The sequence below is a fragment of the Neisseria perflava genome, from assembly GCF_024170405.1.
GTDB lineage: Bacteria > Pseudomonadota > Gammaproteobacteria > Burkholderiales > Neisseriaceae > Neisseria > Neisseria perflava_B.
Genome location: NZ_JALJYC010000007.1, coordinates 32,224 through 49,425, shown reverse-complemented (window position 1 = coordinate 49,425; position 17,202 = coordinate 32,224). Strand labels below are relative to the sequence as shown.

Annotated in this window: 13 protein-coding genes; 6 read left to right on the top strand and 7 right to left on the bottom strand. The window is 50.6% G+C overall.

Features of this window, described 5'->3' with window-relative positions:
• Positions 1 to 188 precede the first annotated feature (188 nt).
• On the bottom strand, positions 189 to 809 hold the full coding sequence (gene tmk, locus J2T37_RS03910; RefSeq protein WP_253353886.1) for a dTMP kinase: 621 nt from the start codon (positions 807 to 809) through the stop codon (positions 189 to 191).
• 70 nt (positions 810 to 879) lie between these two features.
• A complete protein-coding gene (mltG, locus tag J2T37_RS03905; RefSeq protein ID WP_253353885.1) occupies positions 880 to 1,875 on the bottom strand; it encodes an endolytic transglycosylase MltG in 996 nt (331 codons plus the stop codon).
• Between the two features lie 88 nt (positions 1,876 to 1,963).
• On the opposite strand from mltG, the gene ampD reads away from it, so the two are divergent.
• The 4 genes from ampD to galU all read left to right on the top strand — a co-directional run bounded on the left by ampD (position 1,964) and on the right by galU (position 7,667).
• Positions 1,964 to 2,518 (top strand): 1,6-anhydro-N-acetylmuramyl-L-alanine amidase AmpD, encoded by a 555-nt coding sequence (ampD, locus tag J2T37_RS03900; RefSeq protein WP_253353884.1) that lies wholly within the window; start codon positions 1,964 to 1,966, stop codon positions 2,516 to 2,518.
• A gap of 171 nt (positions 2,519 to 2,689) precedes the next feature.
• A complete protein-coding gene (locus J2T37_RS03895) occupies positions 2,690 to 3,961 on the top strand; it encodes a cell division protein ZipA C-terminal FtsZ-binding domain-containing protein (protein ID WP_253353882.1) in 1,272 nt (423 codons plus the stop codon).
• Between the two features lie 309 nt (positions 3,962 to 4,270).
• Positions 4,271 to 6,721, top strand: a complete 2,451-nt coding sequence (gene ligA, locus J2T37_RS03890; protein WP_253353880.1) for an NAD-dependent DNA ligase LigA — start codon at positions 4,271 to 4,273, stop codon at positions 6,719 to 6,721.
• Positions 6,722 to 6,800: 79 nt separating this feature from the next.
• Entirely contained in the window at positions 6,801 to 7,667 is an 867-nt protein-coding gene (galU, locus tag J2T37_RS03885; protein ID WP_253353879.1) for a UTP--glucose-1-phosphate uridylyltransferase GalU, read from the top strand.
• Between the two features lie 178 nt (positions 7,668 to 7,845).
• On the opposite strand, the gene J2T37_RS03880 is transcribed toward galU, so the two are convergent.
• The 4 genes from J2T37_RS03880 to J2T37_RS03865 form a co-directional block, all read right to left on the bottom strand.
• Positions 7,846 to 9,096, bottom strand: coding sequence for an HlyD family type I secretion periplasmic adaptor subunit (locus J2T37_RS03880; RefSeq protein ID WP_253353878.1), 1,251 nt, complete (start codon positions 9,094 to 9,096; stop codon positions 7,846 to 7,848).
• 42 nt (positions 9,097 to 9,138) lie between these two features.
• Positions 9,139 to 11,364 carry a type I secretion system permease/ATPase gene (locus J2T37_RS03875; protein ID WP_253353877.1) on the bottom strand — a complete coding sequence of 742 codons (2,226 nt, stop codon included), beginning with the start codon at positions 11,362 to 11,364 and terminating at the stop codon, positions 9,139 to 9,141.
• 36 nt (positions 11,365 to 11,400) lie between these two features.
• Positions 11,401 to 12,624, bottom strand: a complete 1,224-nt coding sequence (locus J2T37_RS03870; protein ID WP_253353876.1) for a TolC family protein — start codon at positions 12,622 to 12,624, stop codon at positions 11,401 to 11,403.
• Between the two features lie 443 nt (positions 12,625 to 13,067).
• Complete coding sequence (locus tag J2T37_RS03865; protein WP_253353875.1) at positions 13,068 to 13,853, bottom strand: inositol monophosphatase family protein; 786 nt, start codon at positions 13,851 to 13,853, stop codon at positions 13,068 to 13,070.
• Between the two features lie 182 nt (positions 13,854 to 14,035).
• Between J2T37_RS03865 and J2T37_RS03860 the strand changes: the two genes are divergently transcribed.
• Positions 14,036 to 14,851 carry an RNA methyltransferase gene (locus J2T37_RS03860; RefSeq protein WP_253353874.1) on the top strand — a complete coding sequence of 272 codons (816 nt, stop codon included), beginning with the start codon at positions 14,036 to 14,038 and terminating at the stop codon, positions 14,849 to 14,851.
• A gap of 123 nt (positions 14,852 to 14,974) precedes the next feature.
• On the top strand, positions 14,975 to 15,850 hold the full coding sequence (locus J2T37_RS03855) for a DMT family transporter (protein ID WP_253353873.1): 876 nt from the start codon (positions 14,975 to 14,977) through the stop codon (positions 15,848 to 15,850).
• A 192-nt stretch (positions 15,851 to 16,042) separates the two neighbouring features.
• Here the strand turns inward: J2T37_RS03855 and J2T37_RS03850 are convergent, their stop codons facing one another.
• Entirely contained in the window at positions 16,043 to 17,134 is a 1,092-nt protein-coding gene (locus J2T37_RS03850; protein WP_253353872.1) for a 5-methyltetrahydropteroyltriglutamate--homocysteine S-methyltransferase, read from the bottom strand.
• Positions 17,135 to 17,202: the final 68 nt, after the last annotated feature.

The window sequence follows — 17,202 nt, the reverse complement described above, 5'->3', positions numbered from 1 at the left end:
ACGAACTCCATTTTTAGGCATTATCCTGAAATCATAAGGATATTGAACATAACCCCCTCACAAAACGGCTTAAGCGCTTGCTTAAAATAAAACTACATACAATGTAATAAAATACAAAAAAAGCCGTCTGAACATCATTACAAGGGAAAACCCTTAATGATTTTCAGACGGCCTTTGTGTCTATCCAATCAGCAGCCGAAGTGTCGGCTCAATACCTGCTCAATACTGCTTTTGACCTCATCCAGACTGCGGTTGCTGTCAATCACCGCATAGCGCTGCGGCGCTGCGGCGGCGCGTTGCAGATAGACATCGCGCACGCGGGTAAAAAAATCCGCCTGCTCCTGCTCGAAACGATCCTTTTCCCGCGCCCCGGCAATCCGCGCCATCGACACCGCCAGCGGCACGTCCAACAGCAACGTCAAATCCGGCTGAACGCCCTGCTGCACCCAGTTTTCCAAAATTTCAATGTCCGCCAGCGGCACACCGCGCCCGCCGCCCTGATAGGCAAACGTGGCGTCGGTAAAGCGGTCGGACACCACATTCATCCCCGCCGCCAAAGCGGGTAGAATCACGTCTTCCAAATGCTGCTGCCGCGCGGCAAACATCATCAGGGTTTCGGTGCGCAGGCTGACTTGGGTGGCGGGGTTAAGCAGCAGTTCGCGCAAGGCCTCACCCACCGCCGTGCCGCCCGGCTCGCGGGTAAACAATACCGACAGGCCGCGCGTTTCAAACCATTGGCGCATGACCGCCAGATTGGTGGACTTGCCCGCGCCGTCTATGCCGTCGAGCGTGATGAATTGTGCTTTCATATCATTCGGCCTTCCCGAAAGATTTTCAGACGGCCCTTAAAAAAGGGGCCGTCTGAAAAATGTAAACTGCTTATTTTTTCAAAATATATTTGCGCACAGCGGCGTTGTGTTCGTCCAAATTATGGCTAAACTGGCTCAAGCCTGTACCATCCATTTTCGACACGAAATACAGGTATTTTTCGTTTGACGGATGGGCAGCCGCTTCCAGCGCGGCCTTGCCCGGCAAGGCAATCGGCGTCGGCGGCAGGCCGTCGCGGGTGTAGGTGTTATAAGGCGTATCGCGGCGCAAATCGGCTTTGCGGATACGGCCTTTATACGCCGCGCCCATGCCGTAAATCACAGTCGGATCGGTTTGCAGGCGCATGCCCGAAGCCAAGCGGTTGATAAACACGGCCGCTACGTCCGAGCGGTCGTCCGCATGTGCGGTTTCCTTTTCCACCAAGCTGGCCATAATCAGCAATTCATACGGATTCTGATACGGCAGCCCGCTGCGGCGCTCGTCCCATGCCGCTTTTAATTGGCGCTGCATGGCTTGGTAAGCGGTTTTATAGATTTGCACGTCGCTGCTGTCGGCGTCGATTTCATAAGTATCCGGGAAAAACTGCCCTTCCGGATTCTGGCTCAAGGGTTCGCTTGCCACGGCCTGCATAATCTGCGCGTCGCTCCAGTTTTGAGTTTCGTGGCCGATGTCGTTGGTGGCATTGATAATGCGGCGCATATCGGCAAAACGCATGCCTTCGACAATGCGCACGTTTACCGAATCGGGGCGGCCGCTGCGGATTTTCTGCAAGACATCCCATGCGGAGACTTTGGCCGGCAGGCGGTAGTTACCCGTGTGCAGGCGGTTGTGCACGCCCAAGACATAGGCGGCAGCTGTCAAGACATGGCGGTTATATACGATACCGTCTTGCGCCAACTTGCGGCCGACGGAGGAAATGCCCTGATTTTTCACGATTTTGACGCGATAGGTTTTGCCGTTGTCTTTCGGGATAAACAGCAACGCCGCTGCCACCGCCACCAAAGCGACAAAAACCACGGCCAGCCATTTCAACAATTTTTTCAACATGGTAGGATTCGGAATGTGAATTTCGGGCGGTAGTATACCCGAACTCTTAGCATTCTTCCCCTAATTTACAGTAAGGCCGTCTGAAAAAATGAGCAATCCAACTTGGCAGCAGGGCTGGTGGACACCCGCCCGCCGCACCATCTCCCCCAATTTCTGCCCGCGTGAAGCGGGAGAAGCCGTTTCGCTGGTGGTATTGCACAATATTTCCCTGCCGCCGTTTGAATACGGCAGCGGCGCGGTGGAAAAGCTGTTTACCAACCGGATAGACCCCGCCGAACATCCGTTTTTCAGCGTAATACACGAATTGCGTGTGTCCAGCCATTTTTTTATCGACCGCAAGGGCGAAGCCGTACAGTTTGTCTCTTGCGACGACATGGCCTACCACGCAGGTATTTCCTCGTTTCAAGGGCGGGAAAAATGCAACGCGTTTTCCATCGGTATCGAATTGGAAGGCTGCGATTTCGAGTCGTTTGCCGAAGCGCAATATCAAACCTTAGCCGTTTTACTGAAAGCATTGGCAGAACACTACCCGATTCGCGCCGTAACCGGCCATCAGGACATCGCCCCCGACCGCAAAACCGACCCCGGTCACTTTTTCGATTGGGCGCGGTTGGAAGCAGCAGGATTTGCGGTAGTGCGTTAATCCGTTTGCCCCCAAACCTGCCTTTATCGGCATAAACGCCGCATTTTTCAGACGGCCTGCGGCCTTTTCCGGCCGAATGCTGTCAGCCGCGCCGATTTTCGTTATAATTGTCAAAGTTTATCCCAATCGTGCGCTCCGCCGCCTTTTTCCCTTTAGAAAAGTGACAATACCATGGTGATTATCGTTTTGGGCTTGGCCGTTATTTTGGCCGTAATTGCCTACAATATGTATCAGGAAAACCAATACCGCAAGCAGGTGCGCGAGCAGTTCGGCCATTCCGACAAAGACGCGCTGTTGGCCAGCAAAACCAAAAGCGTGCGCGACGGTAAAGAGCAAGGGCAGAGTGGCAAAGGCCTGTTTATGAAAAAGCCGTCCAAAGCGCAGGAAGAAGCGCTGCGCCAACTGCAAGAGCAGGATGAGATTTTCGCCGCCAAAGCGAAACTGGCCAAACCCTCAACCATCAAAACCGATGTCGAACTGGGTATGGTCGATGATTTCAGCCACGAGCCGGTTCAGCATACCGTTATCGGCCTCAACAACCAAATCACCACCCAAACCGCCGAGCCGGTGGCGGCTTCTGCCGCGCCCGCTGCCGCTGCTGCACCGCAACCTTTGGTCAGCCTGGACGAGCTGGCGCAAGTCGAGCTGCCGTGGTTTGACCCGCGTTTCGATTATCTGGCCTACATCGCCTTGGATAAAGCGCAAGAGCTGCATGCCCTGCCCCGCCTCTCCAACCGCCACCGTTTCCAAATCATCGGCTGCACCATGGACGACCACTTCCAAGTGGCCGAACCGATTCCGGGCGTGTACTACCAGGGCTTTGTGATGGGTTTGCAGGCCGTCAGCCGCAACGGTTTGGCTTCTGCGGAAGAATTGGTGCAATTTGACCAGCAAGTGAATGCGTTTGCGCAATTAATCGGCGGCAAAGTGCGCCATACCGACATCAGCGCCTTTACCGAAGTGGCGCAAGCCTTAGACGATTTCTGCGTGCGCGTCGATCAAACCATCGCCATCCACTTGGTTTCCCGCTCCAGCATCAGCGGAACAGAATTGCGCTCTGCCGTGGAAAGCACCGGCTTCCAGTTGGCGGAAAACGGTACGTTCCAATATCCGGGCGAACACAACAACACCATCTTCACCATCGCCGCGCTGGACAATTCCGCCTTTACCGGCGCCCTGCTCGACAATCAGGCCTATCGCGGTTTCAGCATGCTGTTTGATATTCCGCATGTACCGGCCGGTGAAAAAACCTTTGATTTGTTTATGGACTTGGCCGTCAAACTTTCCGGCCAACTCAGCTTGGATTTGGTTAACGACAAATTGGAAGAAGTTTCTACCCAATGGCTGCGCGATGTGCGCCAATATGTGTTGGCGCGTCAGGAAGAGATGCAGAAAGTCGGCATCAAGCCGGGTAGCAAAGCCGCTCTGCGTCTGTTCTCCTAAACCGGTTTGCAATATAAAAAGCGGGTATGTCTTTTCGGCATATCCGCTTTTTTTAGCGATTTTCAGGTACAATCCAAACTGTTTATTTTATTTTCAGACGGCCTTTTTATTTATGTGAATAATATAGTCGTTTCGTTGGTTTGAGACAAGGCAGCAAGCCGCAGACAGTACAAGTAGTACGGGTCGGCGAGACTTGCTGCTTCGGCAGCTTAGTCAAGCCCCCCTTTGAGCAAGGCGCAGCAACGCTGTATCAAGCTAACGGGACGGCTATAACCTATCAAACAGGCCGTCTGAAACATCCCATACATCATGACCCCAAGCGAAAAAATCCAACACCTCACTGCCCTGCTCAACCGCTACGGCTACGAATATTACACCCTAGACGCGCCCAGCGTACCCGATGCCGAATACGACCGTCTGTTCCGCGAATTAGAAGCCTTGGAACGCGAATACCCCGAGCTTAAGCAGCCCGACAGCCCGACCCAACGTGTCGGCGGTGCAGCCTTGAGCGGCTTTACCAGCGTGCGCCACGAAGTGCCGATGTTGTCGCTGACCAATGCCTTTTCGCCGCAAGACGAAAACGGCGTGTTTGACCACAGCGAAATGTATGCGTTTGACGAACGCGTGCGCGGTGGTTTAGGTCCGGAAACGCCCGAATATGTCATCGAGCCGAAGTTTGACGGCCTTGCCATCAGCCTGCTTTACCGCAACGGCGTGTTGGTGCAAGCCGCCACGCGCGGCGATGGAACCAGCGGCGAAGATGTTACGCAAAACGCCAAAACCATCAGCAATATCCCGCTGCGCCTGCATGGTGACGATGTACCCGCATTGATTGAAATGCGCGGCGAAGTGTTGATGTTGAAAGCCGATTTTGCCGCTCTTAACCAACGCCAAGCCGAGCATAATCAAAAGCCGTTTGCCAATCCGCGCAATGCCGCCGCCGGCAGCCTGCGCCAACTGGATTCAAAAATCACCGCGAGGCGCAAACTGCATTTTTTCGCTTACAGCATTGCGCAGCAGCAAGGCGGCCGCACGCTCTCCAGTCATATGGACGAGCTGGCGTATGCGCATGATTTAGGCTTCAGCCTGCCAGACGGTAACTACGCCTGTTTCCCGAATATAGCCGCAGTATTGGCTTTTTACGAGCAAATGCAGCAAAAACGCCCTACCCTGCCTTATGAAATCGACGGCATGGTGGTCAAGGTCAACAGCCTAGCGCAGCAAGAAACGCTGGGCTTTATCTCGCGCGCCCCGCGTTGGGCGATTGCGCACAAATTCCCCGCCGAAGAAGCGCTGACGCTGGTGGAGGCGATTGACGTGCAGGTTGGACGTACCGGCGCAGTGACGCCGGTGGCACGTTTGCAGCCGGTATTTGTCGGCGGCGTGACCGTGACCAACGCCACTTTGCACAACGAAGGCGAAACGCAGCGCAAAGACGTGCGCGTCGGCGATACCGTGGTGGTGTGCCGCGCAGGAGACGTGATTCCCGAAGTGGTGCGCGTGGTATTCGAGCGGCGGCCGATACAAACGATTGACGAAAAAATAGAAATTTCAGACGGCCTGCAAGACGATTTGTTTGCCGAAGCGAGGCCGTCTGAACATGCCCGACAAGTTCCGCTGTATCCGCCCTACCGCCTCCCAGAACACTGCCCTATTTGCCACAGCGCGATCGAAAAAGAAGACGGCGAAGCGGTGGCGCGTTGCAGCGGCGGTATGCTGTGCCAAGCGCAGCGTGCGCAAGGGCTGATTCATTTTGCTTCACGCAAAGCGATGGACATCGACGGTTTGGGTCAGAAGCAAATTGAGCAGTTGGTGGCGCAAGATTTGGTGCGGCATTTCGCCGATTTGTACCGCCTCGATATTCCGACTTTGCAAAAAATGAAGGAACAGGCCGAGGCAATGCCGTCTGAAAACACCGCCGAACACGCCGATGATTTATTGCTGGATAATGTAAAAGACAGCAATAAAAAGCAGCCGACCAAATGGGCGGAAAATATCCTTGCCGGTATTGAAGCGAGCAAACAGCCCGAATTGGCGCGCTTCCTCTTCGCTCTCGGTATCCGGCATGTCGGCGAGCGCACCGCTAAAGTTTTGGCGCAAGCCTTCGGCAGTTTGGAAAACGTGCGCCATGCGCCGGAACCGGTTTTGGCCTGTCTGCCCGACATCGGCGCGGTGGTTGCCCGCTCCATTGCCCATTTCTTCGCTCAAAGCGAGCAGCAGGCGATGATAGACGAATTATTAACCGTTGGCGTTGCGCCCAAAAATCAAACCGTTACCCTACCGCTGGCGCAATATGTCACGCCGGAAAAATGGATCAGCCGTCTGCCCGATTTCAAAATCAGCGAAAACAAGGCCGTTGCGCTGTGGGAGCTGGCGGGAAAAAGCATAGAGGGTTTATTAAACGACAAAGCCCTAAGCGCCGACTGGCAGGCTTGGCGCAGCGTTACCCGCAATTCGTCGCTTTTAAAGACCATGCAGCAATTTTTGGCGCATATGCCGTCTGAAACTGTTACGATAGCCGATATACCGTCCGCTGTTGCCGGTAAAACCTTCGTCTTAACCGGCACATTGCCCACGCTCAAGCGTGATGAAGCGCAAGCCATGATTGAAGCAGCTGGTGGCAAAGTTTCCGGCAGCGTGTCGAAAAAAACCGACTACGTCGTAGCAGGCGAAGCTGCCGGCAGCAAACTGGAAAAAGCCAATACGCTGGGCGTTACCGTTTTAGACGAACAAGCTTTATTGGCGCTGTTACAAGCATAAACACGAACTTTCTATGCTTTAACTGCGCTATTTCTTTTATCCTGTAAAATTGAAAATCCTCTTACCCTACGGAGAAACCATGAAACCGATTAAAAAAGCTGTCTTCCCTGTTGCCGGTATGGGCACACGTTTCCTGCCTGCCACCAAAGCCAGCCCAAAAGAAATGCTGCCGATTGTGGACAAACCGCTGATTCAATATGCAGTGGAAGAAGCCGTAGCCGCCGGTTGTACCGAGATGGTCTTTGTAACCGGCCGCAATAAGCGCAGCATCGAAGACCATTTCGATAAAGCCTATGAGCTGGAAACCGAATTGGAACAACGCCATAAAGAAAAACTGCTGGCTACGGTGAAAGACATTCTGCCGTCTAATATTACCTGCCTGTATATCCGCCAAGCCGAAGCCTTGGGTCTGGGTCACGCCGTATTGTGCGCACGCGCTGCCGTGGGTGATAATCCTTTTGCCGTCATTTTGGCGGATGACCTGATTGATGCGCCGCAAGGTGCGCTGAAACAGATGGTGGATATTTATAACCAAAGCGGCAACAGCGTTTTGGGCGTAGAAACCGTTGATCCTTCGCAAACCGGCTCTTACGGTATCGTCGAAGTCGAACAGCTGAAAAGCTACCAGCGCGTGACCAATATCGTGGAAAAACCAAAACCGGAAGAAGCACCTTCCAATCTTGCCGTCGTCGGCCGCTATATCCTGACCCCGCGCATTTTCGATTTGCTGACCGATCTGCCGCGCGGTGCCGGTAACGAAATCCAACTGACCGACGGTATTTCCCGCCTGCTGGATCACGAATTTGTCTTGGCTCATGCCTTTAAAGGCAAACGCTACGACTGCGGCAGTAAATTGGGCTACTTGGAAGCCACCGTTGCTTATGGTTTGAAACATCCTGAAACGGGTAAAGAATTCAAAGAACTGTTAAAGCAATATGCTAAGTAAGCAACCTCAGTAAGAAACCTAAAAGGCTTTCCATAATAAATGATGGGAAGCCTTTTTTATCAGTTCTGTCTTCATATTCATATTGTCATAAGCCAAAGTTCTGTAAAACGATAAGCCCGTTATTAAAATAAAAATGCCGTCTGAATTTTCAGACGGCATTTGATAAGTTAAGAATGAATCAGCGCTCGCTCATCGCACGTTTCATACGGGTAATCGGTTTGATGAGGTATTGGAATACTGTTTTCTCACCTGTTTTAATATCGACCGTTGCCACCATACCCGGAATAATCTCCATTTTTTTACCGTTTTTATCGGTCAAGGTGTTGCCGGTGGTTTCAACCAAAATTCGATAATACACTTGGCTCGGATCCAATTTCAAATCGTTGGCTCTTGCTTGGTTAGAGTTGCTGATGGTATCCGGGCTGATTAAGGTTACTTTGCCATCTAAACCGCCATACAGTGCATAATCATAAGCACTAACCCGTACCAGAGCAGTTTGTCCCGGACGCAAGAACGCAACGTCCTGCGGACGAACATAGGCTTCAACCAAAAGTTTGTCATTCAACGGCACAATCTGCATGATTTCCTGACCCGCTGTTACTACACCACCTACTGTATTGTTTTTAATGTCTTTCACAATACCATGCATCGGAGCGCGAATCATTGCATGCTCAACAGGGTCGGCACGCATTGCCATGGTTTCTTGAGCTTGAGCCAATTCCGCTTCGGCTTTTACCAATTCGTTATTGGCATCGGTCATGTAGCGGTTTTTCCGCTCGTCAATCTGCAAGGCAAAATCACTAGACTGACGTTGCATGCGCAGCAACTCAACTTCTGATACAACCCCTTGAGCTACCATAGGAGCGGTAATCTGAATCTCTTTATCCAAAGATGCTTTGCTGGCAGTCAAGCTTTGCAGGGCATCCGTTACCGCACGGCGGCGGGCAATGTATGCAGCCTGCTCGCGTTGGCGCAACTCATTACTAACATTTTTAGGAAATGTCAATTCCGTGCCATAAGCTTCAGCTTTCAAGCGTGCAACTGTTGCCTGCAAGTTTTCTACTTTGGCTTCACTCTCCCGAAGAATAGCGGCACTACGAGTATCATCCAATTTAATCAAAATCTGGCCTTTTTCAACAATATCGCCTTCTTTGACCAAGATTTCGCTAACAATGCCCGGATCCAAACTCTGAATAATTTGCTCCCTACTACTTGGAATGACATTACCCTGTCCACGTACAACTTCTTCCAAGGGACTGTTATAAGCCCAGATAACAAATACTACCAAGAAGGCAAAAAACAGCGTAATGACCCAAAGCTGCCCACTATGCTTCTCTTTTTGCAAGGCCGCATTCAAATCATTAATCAGATGTAAATCTTTAGATTTAATGCTTTCCTTGGTTGAATTTACTTTATTTTCGTTGCTCATGATTTCAATAGCTTTCCGAAATGACGAGAGATTCACTCTGCCTTATTGTTGTTTTCCCGCTTCCGCCGCATTCGATTTACGATTCAACTGAATGGTCTGCGAACTAACTTTAGTGGTCGCATTCTGATTTTGTGCCGTATTGCGCTTCGCATTTTCATTTTGCATCAGTTTTTGCAATACCAAATCACGCGGGCCATCCATAACCACTTTACCGTTATCAACAACAACGATACGGTTTACAATCTGCAGAACCTGAGGTCGGTGGGTCACAATGACCATTGTGCGGTCTTTGACCCACTGAGCGATGGCATTCAAAGCTACCCGTTCCGTACCTTGGTCAAGGCTGGTCGTCGGTTCATCCAGCAAAACGACACGCGGATCACGCAAGGTCATACGTGCCAATGCCACAATCTGTTTCTGACCGCCGGACAAGCCCATACCGTCTTCACCCAACGGCATATCTAGACCACGCGGGTGGTTTCGGATAATCCGATCCAAACCAAAACGGTGCAGGGCTTGAATCAACTCTTGGTCGGTAGAATAACTATCGGTACGCGCCAAATCCAAGTTTTCACGCAGCGTACCCAAAAAGAGACGCGGAGACTGACTCAGCAACAATACTTGGCTGCGCAAGAAATTCGGATCGATTTGGCGCATGTCCACGCCATCTAGAGTTACATTACCCTTACCGGTATCATAAAGGCCACTGGCTAATTTCAGCATGGTACTTTTACCGCTACCGATTTTACCTAGAATACCGACTTTCTCACCCGGCTTGATATTCAAGCGGATTCCGCTTAAAGCTTCTGCCCCATCTTCACCATATTTGAAGGATACATCCTCAAAGGCAATCTGACCTTCAACGCGGTCTAAAGTGATGTAAGTACGCTCAGGGTCACGCTCAATGGGACGCTCAACCATTTCATTCACGCCCTGTAACGCCAGTTTCGCTTGCTGGAAGCGGGTTGCCAAACTGGCAACCTGCGTCAATGGCGACAATGCACGACCCGACAAAATAACGGAAGCAATCAATGCACCCATAGTAATGCGGCTATCGACATTCTCTGCATTGACCAGATAGGTACCAACAACCACCAAACCGATGGTATTCAACTGAACCATAGCCGCAGAAAAGAAAATCATAAAATTGCTGGTATCTTTCAGCTTAATGGCCGAGGCAGCTGTTTTAGCCGTATATTCATCCCAGCGTTGTTGAGCCCAGGTAACCGCATTGTTGGTTTTCAGCGTTTCAATACCTTCAACCGCCTCCACAGCTAAACCTGAACGCTGAGAACCTTCTTTCATGGTCTCGTTCATCAAACGGGCAATAGGCCGCTGCATTAAAATGCTAACAACAATAACGATTGGAATAATAGTTAACGGCACCAAGGCCAATTTACCGCCGATAATGCTGATAACAGCCACAAACAGCAGTAAGAAAGGCAAATCCACCAAAGTCAGTAAGCTGGCACTGGTCATGAACTCGCGCACAGCCTCGAACTCGCGCAAGTTGCTGGCATAAGAACCGGAAGAAATCGGACGGTCAATCAAGCGCAAAGCCATCACTCGGCGGAATAAGGCCGAGCTAATAATCAAATCGGATTTTTTACCGGCAATATCGGTTAAATGACCACGAATCATCTTGGCGATAAATTCGAATGTAATCGACAAAATCACGCCAATGGTCAATACCCAAAGGGTTTCATAAGCTTGGTTTGGGACTACCCGGTCATAAACGTTCATCAAATACAGCGACGTCACCAATGCCAAGAAGTTGATGATGAAAGTTGCCAAAATGACTTGGTAGTAATAACCACGGAAACGCCAAATGACTTTCCAAAACCATGATTTCGGCAAATGGTATTCCGGCAATTCCGAACGGTTATCTACCGTCATTTTGGGTTTGATAAACCAACAATAACCCAAGTACAAAACGGATAATTGGGCATGGTCGAGCTCTTGCTCCAAACCGTCAACTTGGCGGATATGGTATTTGCGGTCATTGCCCGAGCCTTCGATTTCGGTAATGACAGCTGCTTCTTCGTTGTGCAGTATGATTAATACCGGCACAGCCAAAGACGGAATATCTTCCAACTTCCGCTTGGACAGCGTATTTTCAAAGCCGTGACTGCGTAAGACTTCTGTGAGCGAATGATAGTTGACGTTGAGCTTCCTGTCCCGCACCACCTCGGCAGAGAGCGCAGCCTCCGACACCGGCGCCCCCAACAGACGGGTTACCAACGCAATATGTTCAATAATAGCTTTCATGATGATAATTTACGTAATGATTATAAATTTTTAATGTTATTGCTGCACACCAGCCCAATTAGCGACTTGTGATTGAGTAATCAAATATTGCAAGGCCGCATCTCGAAAATCGTTGCGTGCTGTCACATTATCTTGCTCGATACCAGACAAGGTCGTATAAGCGCCTAAAACGTCGGTTAATGTACGGCGGGCAATTCTAAATTGCAGCTCATACGTTTTTACTACGTCTTTTTGCGCTTCAATATGCTGGGCGGTAATATTGGCACGCTGCTCGTTTTGCACCATATTGATTTCGGCAGTACGGCTTTTTTCTTCGTTATCTTTCAGGATTTGCTCGGTACGCGCTTCAGCAGCAGCCAAGACTTGAGCATTTTTACTGACATTATGACGCGCCGCAATATCCAATACGTTCCATACGACATTGAAATAAACCTGTTTGTCGGTACGGTTGGCATTACCCTCGATATTAACCGAAGGCAAGCGCTGCTTGCGGGACATATCCAATTCCGCTCCTGCCGCTTTTTGTTCGGCCAATTGCGCCTGATAAGAAGGATTGGTATTTTTATCCGGATTGCGGTAATTCTGGATAAAACTGGCCGCAGTATCACCTGAAAACGGATCGGTCAAATCATTAGCCGTTAACGGCTTGCCCGTATAACGAGACAATCGGCTCAATGCCAATTCCATGGTACGGCGTTGTTGCGCAATGGAAGATTCAACCTGCAACAAGCGTGAACGTGCTTCAATCAGCTCCGAACGGCGACCGCTGTCGTATTTGACGATGACATTCAAATCTTTCATCAAATTATTGTGACGAACCAAGCTCTGCTGATGTACCAGCAAAGTCTCTTTCGCGCGCAAGACGGCAAGGTAAAGTTCACCAATATCTTTACCCAACTGCTCTTGGGTTTCATAATATTTATGTTTGAAATAAGTTTCTTTGAATTTATCGCGTTTGACGGCTGCTTGGATTGCGCCCCAAGAATAGACATTGACACTGCCGCGCACACCCAAGCCATCATCCAAATCATTACTGGAATATTGGTGTTTTTGGGCGATAACTTGCGTACCAGTTAAAGCCAAAACAGGATAATGCTGGGCAAATGTCGCTTTAGTCGTACTTTTGGCAGATTCTTCATCTGCTTTCGCTTCCATGATAATCGGATCAGAAACCAGCGAGCCTTTAAGGATGTCTTTCAACTCCACGGCGGCGTAAGCATGCTGCGATACCATCAAGTACAGCACGGATGCAGCCGACATGCGTTTGATTAAGCGGCACAACAATCTGATGCGCTGCTTTCTTGCCGGAGAATTTTGCATATTTTGCATAGGATTCACAACGAAATATCCGTAATTTGTGTATTTATTTAAAGGCAATCGTTCAGACGGCCTCTTATTTTATCTTTTACAAGCAGGCTGATTCCAGCCCTACCGGTATGTCAGGATACCATTATCCGCCGGATTTCTCACGCATACCGTCATAAAAGATAAAGCAGCCATCGCCAAACTGCTGGGCACATGCATACGGCCGAATTCAAAAAAAGGTTAATTTCCGTATATTTATCACGCTACTACAATAAATCATCGACTGGATATTATTCACTGCAACAGTAACCTAGATAAACAGGTAAGGTGTTGTATATCTGCACAACCCAAAAGGCCGTCTGAACAGGCTTCAGACGGCCTTTTGCCGTCGAATCAGATTAAAGATAAGGAGAAATCACTTTTAACATTTGCGCCAACACTTTCGGATTGCCTGCCACAATATTGCCGCTTTCCAACCAACCTTCATCGCCGCGCATATCGGTCACAATACCGCCGGCTTCCTGAACGATTAACGCACCGGCGGCGATATCCCACGGTTTCAGGTTAAATTCAAAAAAACCGTCAAAACGCCCGGCAGCCACGGCGCACAAATCCAAAGAAGCAGCACCTTCGCGGCGTGCGCCGGCTGTTTTGCCCAAAAAGTCTTTCAAAATTGCCAGATATTTGTCCATCATGCTTTGATCAACCACCGGAAAGCCAGTACCAATCAGGCAACGGTTGAGTTCGATACGGTTGGACACGCGGATACGGCGGTCGTTGAGCAAAGCGCCCTTGCCGCGCGAAGCCATATAGCAATCGTCACGCTCGGGCGCGTACACCAGCGCTTCCTGTAATTTGCCTTTGTGCAGCAAGGCCATCGAAATGGCGTATTGCGGGTGACCGTGTAAAAAATTGGTGGTACCGTCGAGCGGGTCGATAATCCATTCGTATTCGGCATTATCGCTGCCGTGCGAACCGCTTTCTTCGCAGGTAATTTTATGGTGCGGGTACGCGGTTTTCAGCGCTTCGATTAAGATGTTTTCAGATTCGCGGTCAACAGTGGAAACGAAATCGTTGAAGGCTTTGCTGTCGATTTTGACAGTGTCCAAATTGCCGCTGGCGCGGATCATCATTTGACCGGCTTTGCGAGCGGCTTTAAAAGCGGTATTTAAAATCGGGTTCATGGCAGTCTTTCTAATCAGGTACAATACCGCCTGACACGCGGCTTTTCAGACGGCCTCAGGCGCAAGATTCAAACGTTTTCACGTTTCCAGTGTTGTTAAAGAACATTCCAACGGCAAAGGCCGTCTGAAAAAATAAGAATGGCCGCATTATACCTGATTCAGCCTAGAAACCGAAACAAAACATGACTCTTTCCAAACCTACCTTGCCCGATTATTTACACAACATCCGCATTATCCTGAGCCGCACCAGCCATCCGGCCAACATCGGCTCGGCCGCGCGCGCCATGAAAACCATGGGCTTAACCCGTCTGACCTTGGTCGCGCCCAATCTGATGGCCACGCCGATGACGCCAGAGCCGCACACATTTGACGCTGCCAAACCGCAGGATTTTAAGCTGCCGGAAGAAAGTTTTATCCTTGCCTCCGGCGCAGCTGATGTCTTGGAACACGCCGCCATCGTTGCCACGCTTGACGAAGCCTTGGCCGACACTACTCTCAGTTGCGCCCTTACCAGCCGCCGCCGCGAGCTGACCGCGCCGCTGCAAACGCCGCGTGAGCTGGTGCCCGAGCTGTTACAGGCAGCCGCACGCGGCGAACAGGTTGCCCTCGTATTCGGCAATGAAACTTTCGGCCTGAACATCGAAGAAGTGCAGGCCTGCAACCGCCTAATGACCATCAGCGGAAACCCCGATTATTTTTCACTCAATCTGGCACAGGCGGTGCAAGTGGTGTGTTATGAGATTTGCAGCCAAACCGGTATGCAGATGAGCCATTTGCAGCAGGAAGACCACGCCGCCACCCACGAGCAGATTAAAGGCATGGTCGGCCATCTCGAATCGCTGATGCACGATGTGGATTTTTTCAGACGGCGCAACAGCGAGCGCATGATGCGCCGTATGCAGAGCCTGTTTGCCCGCGCCAACACGCAAACGGAGGACATCGACATCCTGCGCGGCTTTTTTAACAAGGTGAAGCAGAATTTGAGAGAAAAAGAATAAGCAGCCATCGCCTGCAACGCATTAAATTAAAATCACAAAACAAAAATAATATTTTTCAGACGGCCTTGGTTTTTCTTAAATTAAGGCCGTCTGAAAACACAATCATCAAGAGAAGAGAAACGAATGACCTGGATTTACTTCACCCTGCTCGCCGCTTTTTCCCAAGCGTGGCGCAATGCGTTTCAAAAGCAACTCAGCACCAGCGTGCCGGTACTCGGCGTCACGCTGGCTCGTTTTATCGCCGCATGGCCGCTGGCATTGCTGTATTTGAGCAGTTTCTATTGGAAAAGCGGCTTTGCACTACCTGATTTTCCAACCGCCTTTTGGCTCTATACCGTCGGCGCGGCGGGTTTTCAGATTCTCGCTACCGCGCTGATGGTACGGCTGTTCCAATGGAAAAACTACGCCGTCGGCGCGGGTCTGGCCAAAAGCGAGGCGGTGATTGCTGCGGTGTTGGGTGTGTTGTTTTTCGGCACCCAAATCAGTCTGACGGCTTGGTTGGGCGTATTAATCGGCGGCGTGGCGGTATTTTTACTATCAGGAGCCACGCGGGTACGCGCCATGCCGCTGCCGACGCTGCTGACCGGCATTGCCAGCGGCACCAGTTTTGCGCTGACTTCGCTGTTTGTGCGCGAAGCAGGACTATGTTTGGATTTGCCGCGCTTACAAGCGGCGGCATGGGTGTTGTTTTTAGTGATTTTTATCCAAGCCGTTGCGCTGACTGCTTATCTCCACCTGCGCCAGCGCGACACCTTGCGCAAGCTGTTCGCGCAGCCCAAATTAATGTGCGCCACCAGCACCGCTTCCGTACTCGGTTCACTCGGCTGGTTCAGCGCCATGAGTTTGAACGATGTGGCTTTTGTGAAAACGCTGGGGCAGGTCGAAGTGATTTTTATGCTGCTGATTTCGCGCCTGTGGTTTAGAGAGCATTTAAAACTCAACGATTTGACCGGTTTGATTTTGATTATGCTGGCCGCGATTCTTGTGGTAAAAAATTGAGGTATTACAGTTATGCTGAAATAAGTAAAAAACCAAACCGCGTAGGTTAGGATGAAATCCCAACGGGCGTTTAGGCAAATGTTGGGTTTACAACCCAACCTACACCGTATCTATATCCATACAAAGGCCGTCTGAAATGTTCAGACGACCTTTGATGATGAAGAAACACTTATTTTAAATGAACCGTTTGGCTCAATCTTCACCCCAAACTTCGGCGGCGATTTCCTCTACCAAGCGCACTTTCGCCCATTGCTCGGCTTCGGTCATGATGTTGCCCTCTTCGGTGGAGGCAAAACCGCATTGCGGGCTGAGTGCTAGCTGATCCAAAGGCACGATTTTGGCGGCCTCGGCAATGCGCGCTTTAATGGCGTCTTTGCTTTCCAATTCGGGGAATTTAGAAGTTACCAAGCCCAATACGATGCGGCCTTTGTGCGGATTGTCGTTGAAATATTTCAAGGGCTCGAAACCGCCGCTGCGCTCGTTGTCGTATTCCAAGAAATAGCCGTCGTAAGCAGTTTGGCCGAACAGCTCGGGTGCAACGGGATCGTATGCGCCGGTCAACAGATAGGTGGATTTGTAATTGCCACGGCAAACGTGGGTAGTGATGGTCATGTCGGCAGGTTTGTCCGCCAAAATCGCCTGGATGTTTTCCACGGCGAATTTTTTGTTTTCGGCAAAATCGGGCTGGTCGTGGTTGTTGCACAGCGTACCCCAATACACGTCGTCAATTTGCAGATAGCGGCAGCCGGCATTGTAGAAGGCTTGGATGGCGTCTTTATAAGTTTGGCGCACATCTTCGCAAAATGCTTGTTTGTCGGCATAAACACCGGTTTGCCAGATAAACGGATACATCAGTTGATTGGGGCTGGGGATGGTGTATTTGACAATGCCTCGGCAGTTCACGATTTTTTCCAGCGCTTTGTAATGCGCAATGAAAGGATGGTTTTCGTTCCAAGACACTTTACCGTTGCAGCGGGTATTGTATTTGCGCACTTCGGCGCCTTTAAAGGCATAAGCCTGCTCGGGGATAAAACCTTCGATACCGTTGAGGTTTTCCAAAAAGTCGATGTGCCACCAAGAACGGCGGAATTCGCCGTCGGTCAAGACTTGCAAACCGGCGGCCAGTTGGTCATCCACCAATTTGGCGATTTCTTGGTCTTCGACGCGGGTCAGCTCGTCGCGGTTGATTTTACCGGCGGCAAAATCAGCGCGGGCTTGTTTCAGGTTGGCGGTACGCAGATAACTGCCGACGGTATCGGCACGCAAAGGCAGGGTTTTGCTCATAATCAATCTCCGTTAGGTAAGTGTCGGCATGCGCCGAGTTGTTTCAGTATAAATGAATTACGTTCATA

Excerpts from the sequence above, each read along its gene's own strand:
- tmk (WP_253353886.1), bottom strand. The coding sequence starts at position 809 with ATGAAAGCACAATTCATCACGCTCGACGGCATAGACGGCGCGGGCAAG.
- mltG (WP_253353885.1), bottom strand. The coding sequence starts at position 1,875 with ATGTTGAAAAAATTGTTGAAATGGCTGGCCGTGGTTTTTGTCGCTTTG.
- ampD (WP_253353884.1), top strand. The coding sequence starts at position 1,964 with ATGAGCAATCCAACTTGGCAGCAGGGCTGGTGGACACCCGCCCGCCGC.
- J2T37_RS03895 (WP_253353882.1), top strand. The coding sequence starts at position 2,690 with ATGGTGATTATCGTTTTGGGCTTGGCCGTTATTTTGGCCGTAATTGCC.
- ligA (WP_253353880.1), top strand. The coding sequence starts at position 4,271 with ATGACCCCAAGCGAAAAAATCCAACACCTCACTGCCCTGCTCAACCGC.
- galU (WP_253353879.1), top strand. The coding sequence starts at position 6,801 with ATGAAACCGATTAAAAAAGCTGTCTTCCCTGTTGCCGGTATGGGCACA.
- J2T37_RS03880 (WP_253353878.1), bottom strand. The coding sequence starts at position 9,096 with ATGAGCAACGAAAATAAAGTAAATTCAACCAAGGAAAGCATTAAATCT.
- J2T37_RS03875 (WP_253353877.1), bottom strand. The coding sequence starts at position 11,364 with ATGAAAGCTATTATTGAACATATTGCGTTGGTAACCCGTCTGTTGGGG.
- J2T37_RS03870 (WP_253353876.1), bottom strand. The coding sequence starts at position 12,624 with ATGTCGGCTGCATCCGTGCTGTACTTGATGGTATCGCAGCATGCTTAC.
- J2T37_RS03865 (WP_253353875.1), bottom strand. The coding sequence starts at position 13,853 with ATGAACCCGATTTTAAATACCGCTTTTAAAGCCGCTCGCAAAGCCGGT.
- J2T37_RS03860 (WP_253353874.1), top strand. The coding sequence starts at position 14,036 with ATGACTCTTTCCAAACCTACCTTGCCCGATTATTTACACAACATCCGC.
- J2T37_RS03855 (WP_253353873.1), top strand. The coding sequence starts at position 14,975 with ATGACCTGGATTTACTTCACCCTGCTCGCCGCTTTTTCCCAAGCGTGG.
- J2T37_RS03850 (WP_253353872.1), bottom strand. The coding sequence starts at position 17,134 with ATGAGCAAAACCCTGCCTTTGCGTGCCGATACCGTCGGCAGTTATCTG.